At 28.8% G+C, this 18,419-nt stretch carries 17 protein-coding genes and 3 pseudogenes; 4 read left to right on the top strand and 16 right to left on the bottom strand.

All coding sequences use genetic code 11. The features are described from left to right. Positions 1-10: 10 nt before the first annotated feature. Together FBE93_RS01085 and FBE93_RS01080 are read right to left on the bottom strand one after the other, a co-directional pair. A complete protein-coding gene (locus FBE93_RS01085; RefSeq protein WP_002933178.1) occupies positions 11-748 on the bottom strand; it encodes a hypothetical protein in 738 nt (245 codons plus the stop codon). Then, a complete protein-coding gene (locus FBE93_RS01080; protein ID WP_002866017.1) occupies positions 741-1,967 on the bottom strand; it encodes a membrane protein in 1,227 nt (408 codons plus the stop codon). Before FBE93_RS01080 ends, FBE93_RS01085 begins: the two co-directional genes overlap by 8 nt. A 127-nt stretch (positions 1,968-2,094) precedes the next feature. Here FBE93_RS01080 and FBE93_RS01075 point away from each other — a divergent pair, with 127 nt between their 5' ends. After that, entirely contained in the window at positions 2,095-2,679 is a 585-nt protein-coding gene (locus FBE93_RS01075; RefSeq protein ID WP_002881678.1) for a YigZ family protein, read from the top strand. A 43-nt stretch (positions 2,680-2,722) separates the two neighbouring features. Here FBE93_RS01075 and FBE93_RS01070 read toward each other — a convergent pair whose 3' ends face one another. The 6 genes and pseudogenes from FBE93_RS01070 to FBE93_RS01045 all read right to left on the bottom strand — a co-directional run bounded on the left by FBE93_RS01070 (position 2,723) and on the right by FBE93_RS01045 (position 6,705). Continuing rightward, on the bottom strand, positions 2,723-3,106 hold the full coding sequence (locus FBE93_RS01070; protein WP_165434086.1) for a hypothetical protein: 384 nt from the start codon (positions 3,104-3,106) through the stop codon (positions 2,723-2,725). A 75-nt stretch (positions 3,107-3,181) separates the two neighbouring features. Further along, positions 3,182-3,517 carry a hypothetical protein gene (locus FBE93_RS01065; protein WP_002859498.1) on the bottom strand — a complete coding sequence of 112 codons (336 nt, stop codon included), beginning with the start codon at positions 3,515-3,517 and terminating at the stop codon, positions 3,182-3,184. After that, entirely contained in the window at positions 3,507-5,084 is a 1,578-nt protein-coding gene (locus FBE93_RS01060) for an ABC-F family ATP-binding cassette domain-containing protein (protein WP_002861173.1), read from the bottom strand. The genes FBE93_RS01065 and FBE93_RS01060 overlap by 11 nt, the downstream gene beginning before the upstream one ends. A 77-nt stretch (positions 5,085-5,161) precedes the next feature. Continuing rightward, a pseudogene (locus tag FBE93_RS01055) lies at positions 5,162-5,628 on the bottom strand (hypothetical protein). Positions 5,629-5,677: 49 nt separating this feature from the next. Beyond that, the gene (locus FBE93_RS01050) at positions 5,678-6,031 is read right to left on the bottom strand and encodes a hypothetical protein (RefSeq protein WP_002783105.1); all 354 of its coding nucleotides are present in this window, start codon (positions 6,029-6,031) and stop codon (positions 5,678-5,680) included. A 249-nt stretch (positions 6,032-6,280) separates the two neighbouring features. Further along, positions 6,281-6,705, bottom strand: a pseudogene (locus tag FBE93_RS01045) (hypothetical protein). A 166-nt stretch (positions 6,706-6,871) separates the two neighbouring features. Between FBE93_RS01045 and FBE93_RS01040 the strand changes: the two are divergent. Then, positions 6,872-7,081, top strand: a complete 210-nt coding sequence (locus tag FBE93_RS01040; protein WP_002778401.1) for a transcriptional regulator — start codon at positions 6,872-6,874, stop codon at positions 7,079-7,081. Between the two features lie 60 nt (positions 7,082-7,141). Beyond that, on the top strand, positions 7,142-8,098 hold the full coding sequence (locus FBE93_RS01035; protein WP_165434085.1) for a hypothetical protein: 957 nt from the start codon (positions 7,142-7,144) through the stop codon (positions 8,096-8,098). 3 nt (positions 8,099-8,101) lie between these two features. Here FBE93_RS01035 and FBE93_RS01030 read toward each other — a convergent pair whose 3' ends face one another. Together FBE93_RS01030 and FBE93_RS01025 are read right to left on the bottom strand one after the other, a co-directional pair. Further along, positions 8,102-8,674, bottom strand: coding sequence for a YceI family protein (locus FBE93_RS01030; RefSeq protein ID WP_002933161.1), 573 nt, complete (start codon positions 8,672-8,674; stop codon positions 8,102-8,104). A 73-nt stretch (positions 8,675-8,747) separates the two neighbouring features. Beyond that, positions 8,748-9,110 carry an HIT family protein gene (locus FBE93_RS01025; protein ID WP_002933160.1) on the bottom strand — a complete coding sequence of 121 codons (363 nt, stop codon included), beginning with the start codon at positions 9,108-9,110 and terminating at the stop codon, positions 8,748-8,750. A 106-nt stretch (positions 9,111-9,216) separates the two neighbouring features. Here FBE93_RS01025 and FBE93_RS01020 point away from each other — a divergent pair, with 106 nt between their 5' ends. Then, positions 9,217-9,921 (top strand): putative metalloprotease CJM1_0395 family protein, encoded by a 705-nt coding sequence (locus tag FBE93_RS01020; protein ID WP_002933158.1) that lies wholly within the window; start codon positions 9,217-9,219, stop codon positions 9,919-9,921. 288 nt (positions 9,922-10,209) lie between these two features. Here FBE93_RS01020 and FBE93_RS01015 read toward each other — a convergent pair. The 6 genes and pseudogenes from FBE93_RS01015 to FBE93_RS00990 all read right to left on the bottom strand — a co-directional run bounded on the left by FBE93_RS01015 (position 10,210) and on the right by FBE93_RS00990 (position 18,405). Next, positions 10,210-10,901, bottom strand: a pseudogene (locus tag FBE93_RS01015) (hypothetical protein). A gap of 207 nt (positions 10,902-11,108) precedes the next feature. Then, positions 11,109-12,830 (bottom strand): GMC family oxidoreductase, encoded by a 1,722-nt coding sequence (locus tag FBE93_RS01010; RefSeq protein ID WP_002851097.1) that lies wholly within the window; start codon positions 12,828-12,830, stop codon positions 11,109-11,111. Position 12,831: 1 nt separating this feature from the next. Continuing rightward, positions 12,832-13,560, bottom strand: coding sequence for a gluconate 2-dehydrogenase subunit 3 family protein (locus tag FBE93_RS01005; RefSeq protein WP_059110897.1), 729 nt, complete (start codon positions 13,558-13,560; stop codon positions 12,832-12,834). Between the two features lie 135 nt (positions 13,561-13,695). Further along, positions 13,696-14,400, bottom strand: coding sequence for a tetratricopeptide repeat protein (locus FBE93_RS01000; RefSeq protein WP_165434084.1), 705 nt, complete (start codon positions 14,398-14,400; stop codon positions 13,696-13,698). Next, a complete protein-coding gene (locus FBE93_RS00995) occupies positions 14,400-16,229 on the bottom strand; it encodes a dynamin family protein (RefSeq protein WP_165434083.1) in 1,830 nt (609 codons plus the stop codon). Before FBE93_RS00995 ends, FBE93_RS01000 begins: the two co-directional genes overlap by 1 nt. Beyond that, on the bottom strand, positions 16,219-18,405 hold the full coding sequence (locus FBE93_RS00990) for a dynamin family protein (protein WP_002933128.1): 2,187 nt from the start codon (positions 18,403-18,405) through the stop codon (positions 16,219-16,221). The genes FBE93_RS00995 and FBE93_RS00990 overlap by 11 nt, the downstream gene beginning before the upstream one ends. Positions 18,406-18,419 lie beyond the last annotated feature (14 nt).

Raw genomic sequence — 18,419 nt, 5'->3', positions numbered from 1 at the left:
AAAAATGGGGTTATATTTTAGAGCACTCGTAATTTTTATTTTTTATATTAACAAATTGACTTTTAAGTGTTTTAAAATCTGGAATATAAGCATAACCGCTAAGCGTATCTATAACGATACAAAGAGCATGCTTTTTTGATAACAAACGTATAATGCAATCTGAATTATTCTTTGCTAAAGTTTTTTCATATGCATAATTGGCATTTTTTAACGGAGAATACACTCTGCCCATTTCATCAAATACTAATCTAGTAAATCCTGAACAAGATCCTTTAAATTCAACCTTTTCTATTCCGAATCTTTTTGTAAGATTAAATCTTTGTGTAGTTTTTTCATCATCTTTACTAATAACTCCACTTTGACCTGAATTCATTAATTTGTTATGATTGATTACATCAACAGCAATTTCTCTATCTATATTGATTTCAGTTTTACCTAAATTAGCATTTCCATCGCCATTTTTATCCAAGAAAATAGTATATGTTTGATCATAACCTGTGGCAGCTGATTTTATAAAATAAATCTGCCATTTACTTTTAAACCACTCTCTTTTTGCGATAGCCAACTCATCAACTCTTATGCCTTCTTGCATCATGGCTAAACTTTGGGTATATTGGATATCATTAAGAATTTGTATTGCACCTTCTAGTAGATTGTCTTTTTTTAAGTAAAGACTGCCTAAATTAAAAACTATACCTAAAATGAGAATTATAAACACAAATTCCAACAAACTGAAAGCTTTAATCATAGTTTAAAATCTGATATACTTTTTCATATTTTCCAAGTTTTACTTTAACAATTTTTTTGTCCATATCATGCTTATCGGCTTGTTTTAAAGCTTTTAAATAAAACTTATTGCTATTTTTTATTCCATAAAATCGCAATCTTTTTTGCAAACTTGGGGCTGTTGCAAGCTCTAAAACATCTTGTTTTTTTAATTCTAGCGCCAATTCTTTAGCAAAATGATAATTATTGGCAAAATGACGATTTGGATTGTTTATGAAATAATACAATAATTGATTAGCGACGATTAAAAAGTAACAAAATATCAAAAAAATTATAGAACATTCTATAAAGATTTTATACCTTAATCGAAAAACTGGTAATCTCACTCTATAACTTTGCATTAAAGTTTTTATAAGCAAAGGAGTACAAATAACACAAAAAGGCAAAAAATCATCTAAAAAAAGTTTTTGTCTTAAAGAAAGCAACAAACAAAATACAAATGTTACGCTCATTAAAAACCATAATAAATTTTTATATTTCTGAAAAGTCAAACGATAAATAGTATAAAAAAAATACACAAAAACCAAAGGAGAAAAACATGCAGCAAAAATTCCTAAGGTATCTAAAAAATAACCTCTTGGACGACCACCTGTATCAAAACCATAAAAACTGATACTCGCTCCAAACAAAACAAGAGATAAGGTAAATAAAATAGCATTTCTTTTATAAATCCCAAAAAAGAAAAAAGTTAAAAATAAAATATTAAAAGATTTATCAACAAATAATACTATAATCAATAATATATAAAAAAGCCATTTTTTTTCATATTCGTAAGCACATAATATAGCAAGGGTTAAAAAAATCACCAAAGATGCGGCATTAACCAGCAAAGCACTTGCAACAGTACCCGGCAATAAAACAAATAACAATAAAGAAAAAAAAGCATCAATTTTAGTTTTAGTATATTTTAAAGCTAGCAAATACAAAAGCAAACAACTTAAAAAATGAAAAAATAAAAAAGGAAGCCTTAAACCAAAATCATTTTGCCCAAAAATAAAAGTTCCAAAATGAGATATATAATAAAGCAAACTATGGGAAAAAATAAGTGATTTACCCTGCTCACCAAAATAAATATCAGCTTCATCAGCACTAATACTCAGTGTTGAAATTCCATAAAGCAAAGCCAACAAATCAAGACTAAGTAAAATGATGATAAGTTTATAATTTTTGATTTTTTCCATAATGAAAATTTTACAAAATTAAACTTAAAATATCAATGCAAATCATATAAATATCAAATATCTTAAAAATTAACATCAAATTGATTTTAGTTTTTATAAGTATAATTTTAAACAAAAAAAGGCAAAAATGCAAACTATTGATCAAATTTTTCAAACACAAATCGATATTAAAAAATCTATTTTCTTATCTTTTCTTTGCCCTTTTAAAGATTTTAAATTTTTAATAGAAACGCTAAAAAAAGAGCATCCAAAAGCTGTTCATTTTGTCTATGCTTATCGTGTTTTAAATGATTTTAATCAAATTGTAGAAGATAAAAGCGATGATGGAGAGCCTAAAGGAACTTCTGGAATGCCAACTTTAAATGTTCTAAGGGGCTATGATCTTATCAATGCGGCTTTAATCACTGTAAGATATTTTGGCGGTATAAAACTTGGTACAGGGGGACTTGTAAGAGCCTATAGTGATGCGGCAAATGCCGTGATTAATAATTCTTCTTTACTTTCATTCGAATTGAAAAAAAATATAACCATTGCTATTGATTTAAAAAATTTAAATCGTTTTGAACATTTTTTAAAAACTTATTCTTTTAATTTCACAAAAGATTTTAAGGATTGCAAAGCTATATTACATATCAAATTAAATGAAAAAGAGGAGCAAGAATTTGAAATTTTTTGTAAAAATTTTGCACCTTTTGAAATAGAGAAATTATAAATTCTTGCAAGTAAATACAAAAGCTCCAAAATGGAGCTTTTGATTAAATTGCGTTCAATAAATCATTTAACAAAGTATTATTCTTACTTTGTTCATTTGCACCTTGTTGTGTAAGATCATTGTGAATGCTAGCACTTTGAGCTCTCATAGGCAACTCGCCTTCATTTTGTCTAAAACGATAAGCGTAAACATTTGACATTTGAGCATAATTACTTAAATTTGAATTTGAGTTTTGCGCATTGCTTTGAAAACTATTGCTAGAATTTAAAGCATCTCCGCTTGACTTCTCATCCGCCTTATTTAATATATCCATAAAATCAGAATTTCCAGATGAAGAATAATCTTCAACCTGTTTATCCACCTGTTTATACTGACCACTAATAGCATCGTATTCATACGAGCTGATCGTTCTATAATTTACCTGCATAGTTTTCTCCTTTCAAAATATGCAAAAACTATACAAGCAAAAAGTGTTCCTTTTTTATGCAAAAATTAATGTTTTTCAATCATGATGAGTAGGCAAATGCTCCACATCAAGCTCATTATTGGCTATAAATTCTTCCTTGGCTTTTTTACAGTTTTCATCACGCATTTTGCGGTATTCATTGCGAATCGTGATTTCTTTATCGCTTAGAGGTCTATCTTCTAAAAAACTAATATGAAAATAAGTATCATCGCTCTTTGAATAAGTTTTATAAAAATCTATATAATCAAAATAATCCTTGCCATTATCAAACTCTACGACCTCTTCTATATAAATCGTAGGTCCAAAACCCTTGTGATTTTGCGTATAGTGCCCAAAACCTGCACTGTATTGAATTCTAAATTTAGCCATCATTTTCTCCTAAAAATTCTTGATAAGTTCCACGAAAATCCGTAAGCTTACCATTTTCTAAATGCCAAATTCTATTAGCAAAAGCAGAAACTAACTCCCTATCGTGGCTGATACAAAGCACTACACCTTTGAAATTATACAAAGCTTCACCTAGTGCAATAATACTTTCAAGATCTAAATGGTTATCAGGCTCATCTAAAAGCAAGAAATTTGGACGCTCTAGCATTAAACGAGAAAGCATTAAACGGTGTTTTTCACCCCCGCTTAAACTTGCTGCCATCTTTTCTTGATCACTGCCACTAAAAAGCATTCTACCTAAACACTTACGGATTTCATCTAGATCTTTAAATTTTTCACTCATAAGCCATTCGTAAAGTTTCAAATTTTCACAAATTAAATTACTTGTATCTTGAGGAAAATATCCAAGCTCTATAGTTGCCCCAAGATGTATAGATCCACTATCTGGACTTATAGCATGGGCGATGATTTTTGCCAAAGTACTTTTGCCCACACCATTTGCCCCGATCAAAGCGATTTTATCATTTTTTTCTATTTTTAGCTCCAAATTTGAAAACAATTGTTTATCATAAGCCTTGCCTATACCTTTAAATTCTAAAACTTCATTACCTATTTCACGATTGGTTCTAAAAACTATGCTAGGATCTCTACGGCTTGAAATTTTAATCTCTTCAAGCTCTAGTTTTTCAAGTGCCTTAGCACGGCTTGTGGCTTGTTTTGCCTTAGAAGCATTTGCGCTAAAACGGCGAATGAAATTTTCTAATTCTTCTCTTTCTTTTAAGGTTTTATCGCGTTTAAGCTCAGCTTGTTTTGCCAAAAGCGTTGAAGCCATATACCAATCATCATAATTTCCCGCAAAATCACGAATTTGTTTAAAATCCACATCCAAAATTCTTGTACAAATTTTATTTAAAAAATGCCTATCATGAGAGATGACAACCAAAGTCCCTTCATGTCTTAAAAGCTCATTTTCAAGCCAAGAAATCGCCTCTAAATCAAGGTTATTTGTAGGCTCATCTAAAAAAAGCACATCCGCACCCAAAAATAAAACTTGAGCTAGTAAGACTTTAAATTTATCCGCACTTTGCAAGGTGCTCATCAAAGCATCAAAATCTTTAATCTTTAAAGAACTTAAAATTTTTTCACAACGTGTTTCACAATCATAATTTGGATCTTCTTCAGCCGTTATTATCTCAAGCTCACCTAAACGCTCATTGATCTCATCAGTAAATTCCTCGCTCATATAAAGTTTTTCTTTTTCTTTCAAAGCCTCATACAAACGCTTATTTGCACACATCACCGCATCTTTGATGGTGTAGTTTTCAAAAGCAAATTGATCCTGTCCTAAAACTGCGATTTTTAAACCTTCATCAAATACTATTTCACCACTACTCGACTCAATTTCTCCTGAAAGAATTTTCAAAAAAGTCGATTTTCCCGCACCATTAGCACCAATAAGTCCGTATCTTTGTCCTCGAACAAGCTTTAAATTCACATTTTCAAATAAAAGCTGATTTGCAAAACGCATAGTAAGATTTTTTACTTCAACCATGATTTTCCTTAAATTTTTTACTTATAAAAATTTTTAAGAAATTGTAGCGAAAAAGGCTTGAATTTTTAATTTTAAAATTAAATTTTTTGATAGTTAAAAATAAATTCTATAATTTTATTATAATTTTGTTTTTTAATTTTTTTATAGACTAAAAATAAATCTACTCCCCACCAAATAATGCCCAATAATAGAAAAATTCCAAACAACCCGAAAAAATTTCAGAAATATCCAAGTTAGAATCATTTTCATAGCTAATTCCTAGTATCAAAAATAACACACAAGGAAATAAAGATAATATTATACGCAATATTCCTAATGCATAGTCTTTTATCATAAATCTATCGATTGCCAACCAACCTAAACTTAAAAAACCACATATCATACTCATAATTAGAGGTTTTATAGGATCTTGAAGTCTTAAAAATACCAAATTTGATAAAGCTTCTTTTTTATTTTGTAATTGTTCAAACTTAAGCTTTAAATTGAAAAAATCTTCTTGATTTATTTTATCTTGTATATTTAAAAGAAAAACATTATAGTCCATATCCAGTCTCCTTAAAATTAACTTTTTAAGGCATTTTTGCCTTAAAAAGTTATCTGGTAATTTCTACATATACCATACCATCATCAGTATATCTAGCAAAATACTCGATCCAAGCATCCCATTTGTAAGGGCGAGAATCAATACTTCCATTTGCTTTTACTTGAGCTTTACAATACTGTGTTTTACTTTCCTTATCGGTTAAATCGCTCATAAAACCACTATAAGTAAATTTCAACTTTTTACGATCAACCTCAGAAAATCTACCAAAATTGTGTTCTAAAATAATCTCAGTTAAAACATTTTGTACATCTTGATCACTACATTTTGGAATACCGCTACTACAAGCACTCAAAAATACTGCCAAAATTCCAACAAACATAAATTTCGCATTAAAACATTTCATTAATTTCCTCCTTTTTTGTTCACCTAAATAATATTTTGTTTCTCTTCATCTGTACCAAGTTCACCATTTTACTTGTAATCTCTAAAAAAACCTGTGCAATATTTGGAGCAACAGACAAAATATTTAAAAGCAATTTTCTTTATTGCTTAAGAATTCTAAACCTCACTTGCCACAAAAACAAAATTTACTAAAAACTTGATAAAAATATTTTGCAAACTTATTTTTGATTGTTTTTCATAAAACTCGAAATTATTGTATAATATTTGCAATCTTTTCAAAATTTTGTTTTCTTAATTTTTTACCCACTAAAAAAACATATCTACAATCCACCAAATCCAATTAACAAGCCACAACAAACCATATATTATCCCTAAAGCACTATATGTAATCATTAAAATACCGCAAAACATAGCTACAATTGTAATTCCCAAACGCATAAGCCCTAAAACCCAATCTCCTATCATAAAACGACCCACTCCAAAAGCACCAAATAAAAAAGTCCCTACCCAAAATACTAGAGCGGGACTTTTTAGCTTTATCATTGGAAGCTGTGCTACTACTTCTTTTTGTTTATCCTCATTTAAGCGATCAAATTTCTCTTTTAGCATCACGGTAGATGTTGCATCTTTTGGCAATTTATCGCCAATACTGAAAAGAACCGAATTGAAATCCATAACTACTCCTTGAAAATTAAAAAATATCTCGAATTATTCCATACTATAACTTAATTAATATTGAAATATTAAATATATTTTATATAAAAGATTGAATATTTCAAGTGTTTTTAATAAAGAAATTTTAATGTAAAATTTTTTAAAGGCTAAATTTTTAAGGTAAAAAATGACAAAAAAGAGCAAGCGTGATATGGCATATGAACTAGACATTGATGTTAGCACTTTATATAATTGGAGAAAATATAAACCCAATTTATATCGTATTGTTATGCTTGGCTTTAAATTTGATGAACTTTTAGAAAATAGCAAAAAAACTCATGAAGAATTGCTTCATATAGAACAAACTATACAAGATGAGATTGCTAAATTTAAATAAAGTCCACTTTTAAGCTTTTTTCTATACAATTATCACTTTTATTAAAATCAAGGATTTGAAATGTTTTTATTAGATTTTTTAATATCATTGAGTTTTATTTTTGAAATTTCAGCACTTGTGCTATCCTTTTACTTTAAAAATTCAAGAATTTTCTTTTTGACTTTAGTATTGTTAGGAGCTAAGTTGCCTTATTTTTATATAAGTTTTTTTCAAGCTAATTTATTTGTGGCTTTGTTTTTACCTATGATTTTTACTCTATTTTGCCTTGGAAAACATCATACTTTAATTTTAAGTAAAAAAAATATCGCTTCAATTACAACCCTTATTTTTATAGGCGTTTTAAGCATCATTTTACCTAGAAATACTACTTTTAATAGTGCTGGTTTAGAATTTCATTTTATTGCATTAGATTTTTTTAAGCCTGTAAGTGAATTAGGATTTTTATTTTTTTTAGTCGGCTTAATACTCATTTTTATCAAAACTTTTAAAACTAAAGAATATTATCTTATTATCGCATTTTTTGCTGCATATTTTCAGTTTTTATTCCAAGAAGGAGCAGGAATAAGGTATTTTGAATTTGCAAGTTTAGTTTTTTGTTTTTATCTTTTAAATCACGCTTATAGATTGGCTTTTTTTGACATCTTAACAAAACTACCTAATGAAAAAAGCCTTACACGCTTTACAAAGGGAAAAAACAACTATATCATTGCCTTGCTTCATTTTAATGAACTAAAAGATACTAAAGAAAGCTATGCCAAACTCATCTTAAAACAAATTGCAAAAATTTTAAAACGCTTTAGAGCAAAAATTTTCATCGTAGACAATGATTTTATTTTAATTTTTAATGACAAAAATCAAGCTTTAAATCATCTTGCTTTTTTAGAATCCACCTTAAAAAATACGGAATTTAATTTAGAAAATGAAAATTTTAAACCAGATTTTAAACTAATTTGGCAAGAAAGTGAAGAAAATTTAGATAAAAGTTTACAAAGCCTAAGAATTAAACTCTTAGGCTAAAAATTATTTTTCGTTCGCTTCAACTTCGATATTTAAATTAATATCATCACTTAAAGTAATAGTTGAAGTACTTGCTGCAAATTTAAAATCAGAGCGTTTGATTTTTCCATTTAAAGAAAAGCCTATTTTTTCTTTTCCATCTTTGCCTTTAGCTACACCGCCGATTTCAGTATCTAAAACGATATCTTTAGAAACTCCAGCTATAGTTAAAGTTCCTGTCATTTTACCTTTTTCATTATCGATTTTTTCATATTTTTTCATTGTAAAAGTCATATCAGGATATTTTTTTGCTTTGAAAAAATCATCTTGCTGTAAGTGATTATCTCTTGTTTGATTTTCTGTATTTACAGATGCGATTTTTATAGTTGCATCAAGCTTTTTAAATTCAGCACTCGCAGGGTCAAAATCAATCACCGCAAAATAATCTTTGAAATTTCCTTTTACATTGCTAATTTGTAAATGTTTGATTTTAAAACCTACATCTGTATGTGCTTTATCTAAAGTATATTCTTTAGCAAACAAACCTGTGCTTAACAAAGACACCGCAACCAATGAACTTAATAAAACTTTTTTCATTTTTTTCCTTTTTTATAGTAATTTTCAATATAAAAATTTTATTAGATAAAACATAACAAATCATTAATAAAAATTAAAAAATTTTACTATTTAAAAATTTTACAAATTCTTCAAATTTAGGCAAATCAAGCTTTATTGCTTCTCTTTGCTGTTTTCCCCACATACACTCAGGAAAAAACGCATCTTCTTTAAATCTTGCCATAACATGAAAATGCACCCTTGGCACATAATTTGCAAAAGAGGCGATATTGATTTTTTCAGGTTTGTAAAATTCTATCATAGCCTTTTCACAAAGTAAAATTTTTTCAAAAAGTTCCTTTTGCAACTCTAAAGGACAATCGCTAAATTCTTTATAATTTTCTTTAGTAAAAATTTTAAGCCAAGGCACTTGAGCCTCCTCTTTCTCTATATAAATCAAATCATTTTCATAAATCATTACATTCCTTTGAAATTGTATTTATGATTATTTTACAAAATTTATCAAATTTTTAAGTCAAAATGCGTTAAAATTCCTAAAATTTAAAAAACAAAAAGGAGGATAAATGCAAATTAGTTCAAGTTATAACTCTTATGATTACTACTCTAGCAAACCTTCTTTTGATAAAACAAATCAATCTGATTCCACTCAAAAAGATGAAAAAAATCTTAGCGAAAATAAAGATGATAAAGAAAAAAATGGCGAACAAACCCAAATGGTTAATGGCGTAGAGCTAAGCCAAAAAGAAGTAGCTCAAGTTCGCGAACTCCAAAGCATCGATAGAAATGTAAAGGCTCATGAAGCTGCACATCAAGCAGCGGGTGGCGGCTTAGCAGGTGCTGCAAGTTTTACTTACACAAGAGGCCCTGATAATCAAATGTATACTACAGCGGGCGAAGTTCCTATCAGCATGCAAAAAGGAAACACACCAGAAGAAACTATAGCCAATGCAAGACAAATCGCAGCAGCAGCTATGGCTCCTGCTGATCCTAGTCCGCAAGACTATAAGGTTGCAGCAAATGCTACAAAAATGGAATTTGAAGCAAGAGCTGAAGCAATGAAACTTAAAGCCGAAGAAGCCAAAGAAAAAGAAGAAGAAAATAAAGAAAAAGATGACAAAAATTCAGAAAATAGCTTAGAAAAAACAGATAAAGATTCAAAAAACAACGATAAAAATTCAAATTTTGATAAAGACTTTAAAAATCTTGTCGCTAGAACTTATCAACAAAACTCACAAAATAACGACATTAAATTCAATATCGCATCTTAAAATTCTTAATTTAAATAAAAAATTTATGCCAATCTTCCTTATAAATAAAGCTTTGTTTTAAAACTAAACGGACATGTCTAAAAATTTATCTTTTTTATTATCTGCTTTATCCACATTTGTAGTATTACTTTGCTTCTCTTCTTTTTTGGCTTCTAATTTTTTGTATATTCTTGCCATTCCATAAGCTTTAAAGTATCATATATTTGATGAACTTCTTAGGTATACATTTAATTTATATGTTAAGATATTTAACATTTTTTCTTTTTTATAATTTAAATTTTTGCATTTTCAAGCTTTTATATCTATACTTTTTGGTGCAGAATTTGAAGAAAGGATTTTATTAAATTCTCCTGCATCATCATCACTAAATTTCATACCAAAAAGAAGTTCTAATTCTTTACTAGTGCTAAATTTACCTTCTAATAGTTTTTTTACAAGTTCGTTTCTTGTGCTATCATCTTTGTAAGTTTCTTTGTTTTTACTTTCTGCTTGTATAGGTTTGAAAGCTTCTTTGTCTTCTTTTTGATTGTTTTTATTAGTTAAGAACCTATCTATATCTTCTTGAGTAAGTGGCTTACCAAGTTCATTAAAGAATTGTTTTTCTCTTTGTGCCCTTTCAGCACCCCATATTTTCTCAAATTCATTCATACTTGCAAGAGTTTTTAAAAGATCAACTTTTCGTTTATGAAGTGCGGACAAATCTACGCCTTCTGTAAGATAGTCTGTGCCAAATTTATTAAGTATTTTTATTTCATCCTTGCTTAATTTATCTTCCATATATCTTTTATATAAAGAGTTTTCTATTTCTTTTACATCAGCAGATCCATTATATCCTTGTTCTTCTTTGGTTTTTTCAGAGAAATTAAATTTTTTATCACGGAATTAAAATAATCATCATCGTTTTTAAGCACAGATTTTTTATTGTTCGTGTTATTGCTTAGATAATTAATATTTGTATATTGAGTATCAAAATTTACCATAGAAAACCCTTTTTTTATGATATTTTATTAAAATAATCTTGGATTCCAACCACCAAGAGCAGACTACATTTGCCTTTTTGTATAATTGTAGTTTGAATAAGAATTTATACCATTAATCATTTTTGCCTTCCTTGATATTATATACTATATCGGAAGAAAATTAAAAATTTATAATCTTGAGAGTTTTCAAAAACTCTCAAGTTATTATCAAGCTAAGCTTTTTCCACTTTTATGATATTTTAAAATACCTTCGGCACAGCGATAAGCCAAAGCTCCCACAGTATCAGTTGGATTATATCCACTATTGTGTTGGAAATTTCCTGCTCCTACAACAAAAAGATTATCCGCATCCCAGTGTTGTAAATAAGTATTAACCACACTAGTTTCTCTATCTGCGCCCATGGTTGTTCCACCTGTGTTATGAGTAGATTGATAAGGCACAACGCTATAATCCTTAAGATAAGCACCTTTTTTAATTGATTTTACTCCTTGCATTCTTTTTGCTACCTCAGCTGTTTTATCTGTGATAAATTTATGCAAAGCTCTATCTTGATCGGTGAAATTATAAGTTAAGCGTAAAAGTGGCATACCAAAAGCATCTTTATAAGTTGGATCAAGACTTAAATAATTATTCTTATGAGGCAAAGAAGCACCTTGCCCTCCTACTGTAATAGCTCTTGTGAAATTATAGTTTAATGCTTTTTTAAATTCGGCACCCCAAGTTGGAGCTCCTGCTGGAAGTGGGGCTGATTGTATAGGGCGAGTTCCAAGCTGAACGCTATAAATCATAGCTCCATGAAGGAATTTTTCCTTAGAATGATCAAAATTATCTCCGTTAAAATCATCACTCGTAGTTCCTAAAGCACCTGAACCCATAAAGGTGTTAAATTGCTCATCAAAGAAAGCTGTTGTGCCCATATTCATTTGGTAACAATAATTTCTACCTAAAGTTCCTTTACCTGTTTTTGGATCGTATTGCTCGCCTATGTTACTTACCATTAAAAGCTTAGCATTGTTAAACATATAACTAGTAAGTACAACTATATCAGCAGGCTGGATATACTCTTTCATCGTTCTAGTATCGACAAATTTTACCCCCGTTACTTTTCCGTCTTTTTTAAGAATTTGCGTTACATTGCTATAAGTGCGTATGGTGTATTTACCTGTGCTCATAGCCTTTGGAATTACTGTGTTTAAAGGACTTGCTTTTGCGCCATACTCACAACCAAAACGCTCACAATACGCACAGTATTGACAAGGAGCTAAATCTTGACCATCAGGGTTTGTATAGCCACCTTTAGAATTTGAAGCTGGCAAACGATAAGTGTGTAAATTTGAACTTTTTGCTGCACTTTCAAATCGTTTAAGCATTTTAGTATTTTCAAGAGGTTCTTGTGGATAAGGACTAGATCTAAAAGCTCCCATTTTTTCCGCTAAAGGATTTGGCTCACCTGATACCCCACAGGTTTTTTCAAATCTATCATAATAAGGCTCCATATCCTTATAAGTCACGCCCCAATCTTGCAAGGTATAATCATTACCTAATTTATTACCATATCTTTGTTTGCTTAGGGTTTGAATTTCAAAGTCATAAGGCATAAACCTAAAAGTCCAACCATTCCAATGCACCCCTGCACCGCCAACATTATTACCCAATAAAAACGAACCCATTTTACGATAAGGCAAGGCTAAACCACTAGGATCATGGCGAAAAGTCACAGTGTCTTTCGAGCAATCTTGCATCAAACCATAATTAATCCCGTATCTCCACTCATCATGGATATAATTAAAATTTTCAGTACTTTGCATATGTCCGCGTTCTAAACTAAGTACATTCAAACCTGCTTTAGTAAGCTCTGCAGCCACTATACCTCCAGTCCATCCTGCTCCAACTGTTACCACATCTACTTTTTTTAATACTTCAGCCATTTTAACTCTCCATATCTGCTAAACCCATAGGTTCAATGTTAAAAAATTCATCACTTGCAATTTTATCCACATAGCTCATTTGTGCGCCTGGATATTGCATCATTCTCCAACCATTTTTATTATCATTTCCGCCATAAATTGGATCAGCTAAAACTCCAGCTACTGTCATATCTCTTAAAAGTGTGAAAAAATAAGAAGATTTAAAACCTGTAGTTTGAATTTTTCCTTTTTCAAAATCGCTTAAAATTTTATCCTGATCTCCACCTTTAAGCAAAGAAAAAGATTTTTTATAACGCTTTTGAGCATTTTCTTCAAGAGCATGCACACCTTCTAAAAAAATATCTTTGCGTTGCATAGGAGTTTGATAGCCTTGTTCGGCTTTGCCCTCCATGAAAGGCCCTTGCATATATTCTCTATCATTATAACCATAAGCACTAGCTAGCTGATTATCGATAAAATAAGGCACGCCTAAACCTATAGCTCCTTCTCCTTGCTCATCTTTAGGATAAATTCTTTCACAGGCTGCACTTAAGGTATCAAATTCAGCTTGAGTTTGAAAAAACATTCTACCTCTAACTTTATTTGATTTCCCTTGTGAAGCTTGATGCGAATGCGTAAGTTCTGCTGCCTTTAAAACAGCACCGCCACCTATAGTACTAGCTGCTACTACAGAACCACCTAGAAACCCTAGTTTAAAAAAGCTTCTGCGATCAATAATATTGTCTTGCATTACTTCTCCTTGATAATAATTTAAACAAGACTATATTAGTCCTATTAATATAAATTTAACTTTAAAAAGCGATAAATTTTGTGTTATTCTTAATTTTATTTAAGTATATCTTTGAAAGTAATGAAAATAGAACTTTTAATAAAGCTCTATATCTTTAGAATTAAGTTCTTTATAAGCTGCACAAGCTTCTTGATGTTTTTGATCGCAAGCCATTCCAAAATATCTTTTTGCCTTTGTTAGATCTTGTTTTTCTAGTTGATTATAGCGTCCTAGCAAATAACAAGCCTCACCAAAACCTAAAATGCAAGATTTAGAATAAAAAGCAAGAGCAGATTTTACACTTGCTTTAACAAGTTCTCCTTTATCATATAAAGATCCTAACTGATAACAAGCTCTTGCATTTTTTAAATCACAAGATCTTTTATAAAAACTTGAGGCCATTTGTCCATCTTTTTCTTTTTCATAAAATAAAGCTATATTATTACAACTTAATGATTCTCCTAAAGTGCAAGCTTTATTAAAAGCCAAAAGAGCTTCATTTTCATAACCTTGATTTTGCAAAAGCAAAGCCATATTAGAACACGCATTTGCTAAACCCAATTTACAAGCTTTATCATAAAATTTATAAGCTTGATTTAAATCCTTACTCACACCCTTAGCACTTTCATGCATAAAAGCTAAAGAAAAACAAGCTTTAGAAATATCTTTTTCACAAAGACTTTTAAAAATTTCATAAGCTTTATCAAATTTATTTGCCTCGTAAAGTTTTAAACCCTCTTCTAGTTCACTTAATGCAAATAATGAATTAAAAAATAAAAATAAAGTTAAAAATATTCTCATTAATCTTCCTTTATATTTTCTCTAACATTTAAAATCTGTGCTCTTCTTTTTTGAAGTTCTGCTTTTTTAAGATCTAAAAATTTATTTTTTTCTTGGATTAAATTTTGACTTTGTTCTAAAAAATTTTTTGCAATTTTTGTCAAAATAGGCTTATTAATAAGCAAAGTTTCAAACTCATAAACATTTAATTCATTTAAAACTCTTTCATAAATTTCGCTTTTTTTAGGATAAAAAAGTACGAATTCAGAACTATCAAGCTCATAAAGAACACGACTTTCATTGATTTTACGACTAAAAAATGCAAGGCTTAGTTTCGTAGCATTTTCATAATTTGTAAAAGCCTTAAGATTTAATTTTTCAAAAAATAAATCAAGCTCTAAAATACTTTTAAATAAAAGCTCCTTAAAATCTTTCAAAAAGTACTCATCACTTGCATTGCAAAAAGCTCTTAATTCACTAAAATTTTTATCACTTTGGAAAATGTGATCTTTTTGTATGTTTGAAAATTCTGCTTTAAAAAGCAAAATTTCTCTCTCAAGTATGTTTATAAAATCTTTTAATTTCATCTTGATTTCTTCAAAAGATTTATAAAGTTCATTTTTGATTTTTTTAAACTCTTTACTCATCACATCACTATTATAAAACATCGCCAAAAAAGCATCGTCGCTTGAAATATAAGGAGCTTTATAATCATATCTTGTGTATAAATCTTTCTTTAAAAATCCTTTGCTTTCTTTATAAAAATAAGCATCTTTTTCCTTAACACTTGCAAAAATTTCACTAGAAATTCTTTCGCTAATGCTTTTAAGCTGTTCTAAAATCTGATGATTTAAAATTTCAATCTCTTTTAAAAAATTTTCATACGCTAAAAGTAAATGCTTTTCATAACTTTGAAATTGATTTAATAAACGATCAAAAATACCTACAAAAAGTTGGTTTTCATCTTCTAAAATTTCGCATAAATTTAAAATTTTTCTTTTAACAAATTTTTCTTTTAAAGCTGTTGTATCTAGCTGAGTTAAAAAATCAAGCAAAGATTGAAAATTAGATTTTTCATAGCTTTGCTCATCTTTAGCTTCTTTGCAAGAAATAGCAATAAGCTCATTAAAATATTTTAAAAACACACTTTTTGCATAATTTAAAACATTATCTAGCTCTTCTACGCTTAATTTATCTTTTTGATTTAATACACAAATGCTATTTTCTCCTAAAAGTTCTAAATTTGCTTTTATGGCATCTTCTTCACTTTTTTTACCTGTATTATCAATTAAACTTAACCAAATCGCCCCATGAATATTTTTAAGCTCATCAAGAGTTGTTAAAGTATCATTTTCATTTGCATTTAAACCTGGAGTATCTACAAGAGTGATTTTTTCAAGTAAAGGAATGGGTGCAAAAATATGCAAACTTTTTGCTTGTTTTACTTCATTTCTTTGATCCGTATAAAAGGCTAATTTTTCTATATTTGTGATAATATCACTTCCATCTTCAAATTCTACTCTTAAAAAATATTCTTTTGCATAGCGTAAAAAAGTAGGTTTAAAAGTAACAGGAACAACACCCGTAGGCAAACAATCACACCCTAAGATCAAATTTAGCAAACTTGATTTACCACTTGAAAACTGCCCTATAATAGCGATATTAACATTCTTATCCAAAGAAAACACAAGCTCTTTTAATTCATTTTCTAAAGCATAACTTGCGTGCATAAAAGGCTCATTAAGTTCCTTACAAAGCTCTTGAATACGCCCTTTAAAACTATCATCAAAACTCACACTATAAGTATTTTCATAGGCTTTTATAAAATCATTTAAAAGATTAATCTGCATTTAAAAGCCCCATTTCAAGTTGTTTTAATTTTTCAATTTTTTCTAAATTTTCTTCAAAAGAATTTAAAATATTAATATCTTGATTTTTCAGACTCTGTAAAACTTTTTCAAGACTTTCTAATTTTGATTTTTGATTTTTTTCATAATGTTTTAATTTATCATTTAAAAACTCAAAAAATGCCCCATTGATATTTAAAGAGTTTAAAATTTCGCTCATTTTAAACTCTTTAAAAGTATCAAAAATAACCGTATCTAAATTCGTTTCAAGCTCATATAAATCTGATTTTAGATTGCTTAATTTTTCAATTTTCAATCTTAAAAGTGCAAATTTTTCGCTTTGAAAAATACTATCTATATTTTTTGAAATTCCATCTTTAAAACCTTCAAAACCATTATCAAAATCATCTTTTAAAAAATCATATTTTAAAGATAAATTTGTTTTAAGCTCCTCGATTTTTTTAATATTTTCAAATTTAATTTCTCTTAAAATATCATTAATCCCATCTTTTGTAGTAATATCAACTATATTTAAAATACGAGAAAGATTAAGCTTTTGTGCATTATTTTTTAAATATTTAAACTCATCTATCAAGCGTTCTTTTAATTTTTTAGCCAAAAGCAAAACAAGATTATCTATACCACTATCTATATTTTTAAGTTTTGCAATGGAATTTGAAATTTCATCTTGTGCTTCTTTTAACAAGGTATTTTGCTTTTGAAGTTCAAGTAAAAGCTTTTGATTTTCTTCACTTACACCTTGTTTATTTTCTTTAATAAGACGATTTTGCATTTCATATTCGCTTAGAATATTTTTAAGTTCTAAATGTAATTCTTTTTTGTAAGCTCTTAAGGCAATCTTACTTTTTTCTCCTGCATAAAGCTCATTAAAAAGATAGTTTTCAAATTCTTGCATACCACTTTTTTGCAAACTCTCCTTAGGCGCTAAACCCTTATAAAAATCACTTGCCATTTTAGCACTCACACATAAAAAATCAATCTTTTCCACCAAATTTTCATCTAAATCCACAAGTCTTGATTTTAAGCTTTCTTTGGTATAAACAATGACTTCTTCTAAATCCTTTTTGCTTAACAAATCCGCTTTAGTTAAAACAATTAAAAACTTACTCAGCCTTGAATTTAAAAGACAGTGCACTAAAAAGTCTGCATCTTTTTGAGTTAAGCTTTGAGAAGCATTCATTAAATGAATTAAAAAATCACTTTCTCTAAGATACTCATTTGTAACAATTTCTCTTTGAACTACAACATCATCAAGCCCTGGAGTATCAACTATGGAAATATTATTTTTTAAAAATTCTAAATGACTTTTAATTTCTATTTTTTTAATTAAAGCTGAAATTTTATTTTTAGCTGAACTGAAATTTTTAAGCTCACAAAGTGCGATATTTTGTATTAAAGGTTTATCTTTGATAAAATCCTCTATATTTACACTCTTATCCAGCTTGTCAATAAATTCTTTTAAATCTGCATTAAAGTGCGAACTTTCAAGTATATTTTGCCATTCTTTTTTATCCCAAAAATATATCTTTGCTTCTTCGCTCTTACCATAACTTAATACTGTTAAATTAGCTGTTTCAGGTATGTTTGAAACGCCTAAAAAATCCTCTTTTAAAAGAGCATTTAAAAGGCTTGATTTTCCTGCATTCATCACGCCAGTGATGGCTATATTAAACTCTAAATTTTGAAATTTTTCCAAAGTTTTTTGAAGTCTTGATTTTAAATTTTCATCAAAACTTAGCTTTTGAAGCTCTAAATTAATGGTGTTTAATTCTTTAAAATCATTTTGAAATAAAGCTTTTTGATCTATACTTTGAACTTTTTCTTGTGAAATAAAATCAAGCATTTCGGTATTTTTTGAAATTTTTTCTAAAATTTTCAAAGCTTTAAGCAAATCTTGCTTTGAAATAAAACCTGATTTAAAAAGATTTAAAATACAAATTTGAGCATTTTGTATACTAAAAATATCCACTCTTAAATCAATTTTTTTACAAAGCTCTTGAAATTCTTTTAAAAGAAAATATCTTTCATAATTGTCTTTATTGACACTTAAAATAATCGCACACTCGGCCGTATCAAGTTTGCTTTTATCTTGAAATTTAGCATCAAAATTTAAAAATTGGAGTTCATTTTGCCAAATTTTTTGGAATAATTCTTTCATAATCTTCCCCTTAA

Source organism: Campylobacter sp. CFSAN093229 (genome assembly GCF_011068225.1).
Classification (GTDB): Bacteria; Campylobacterota; Campylobacteria; order Campylobacterales; family Campylobacteraceae; genus Campylobacter_D; species Campylobacter_D jejuni.
Note: the sequence above shows the minus strand (reverse complement) of the source record. Positions and strands in the feature narration are given on the sequence as shown.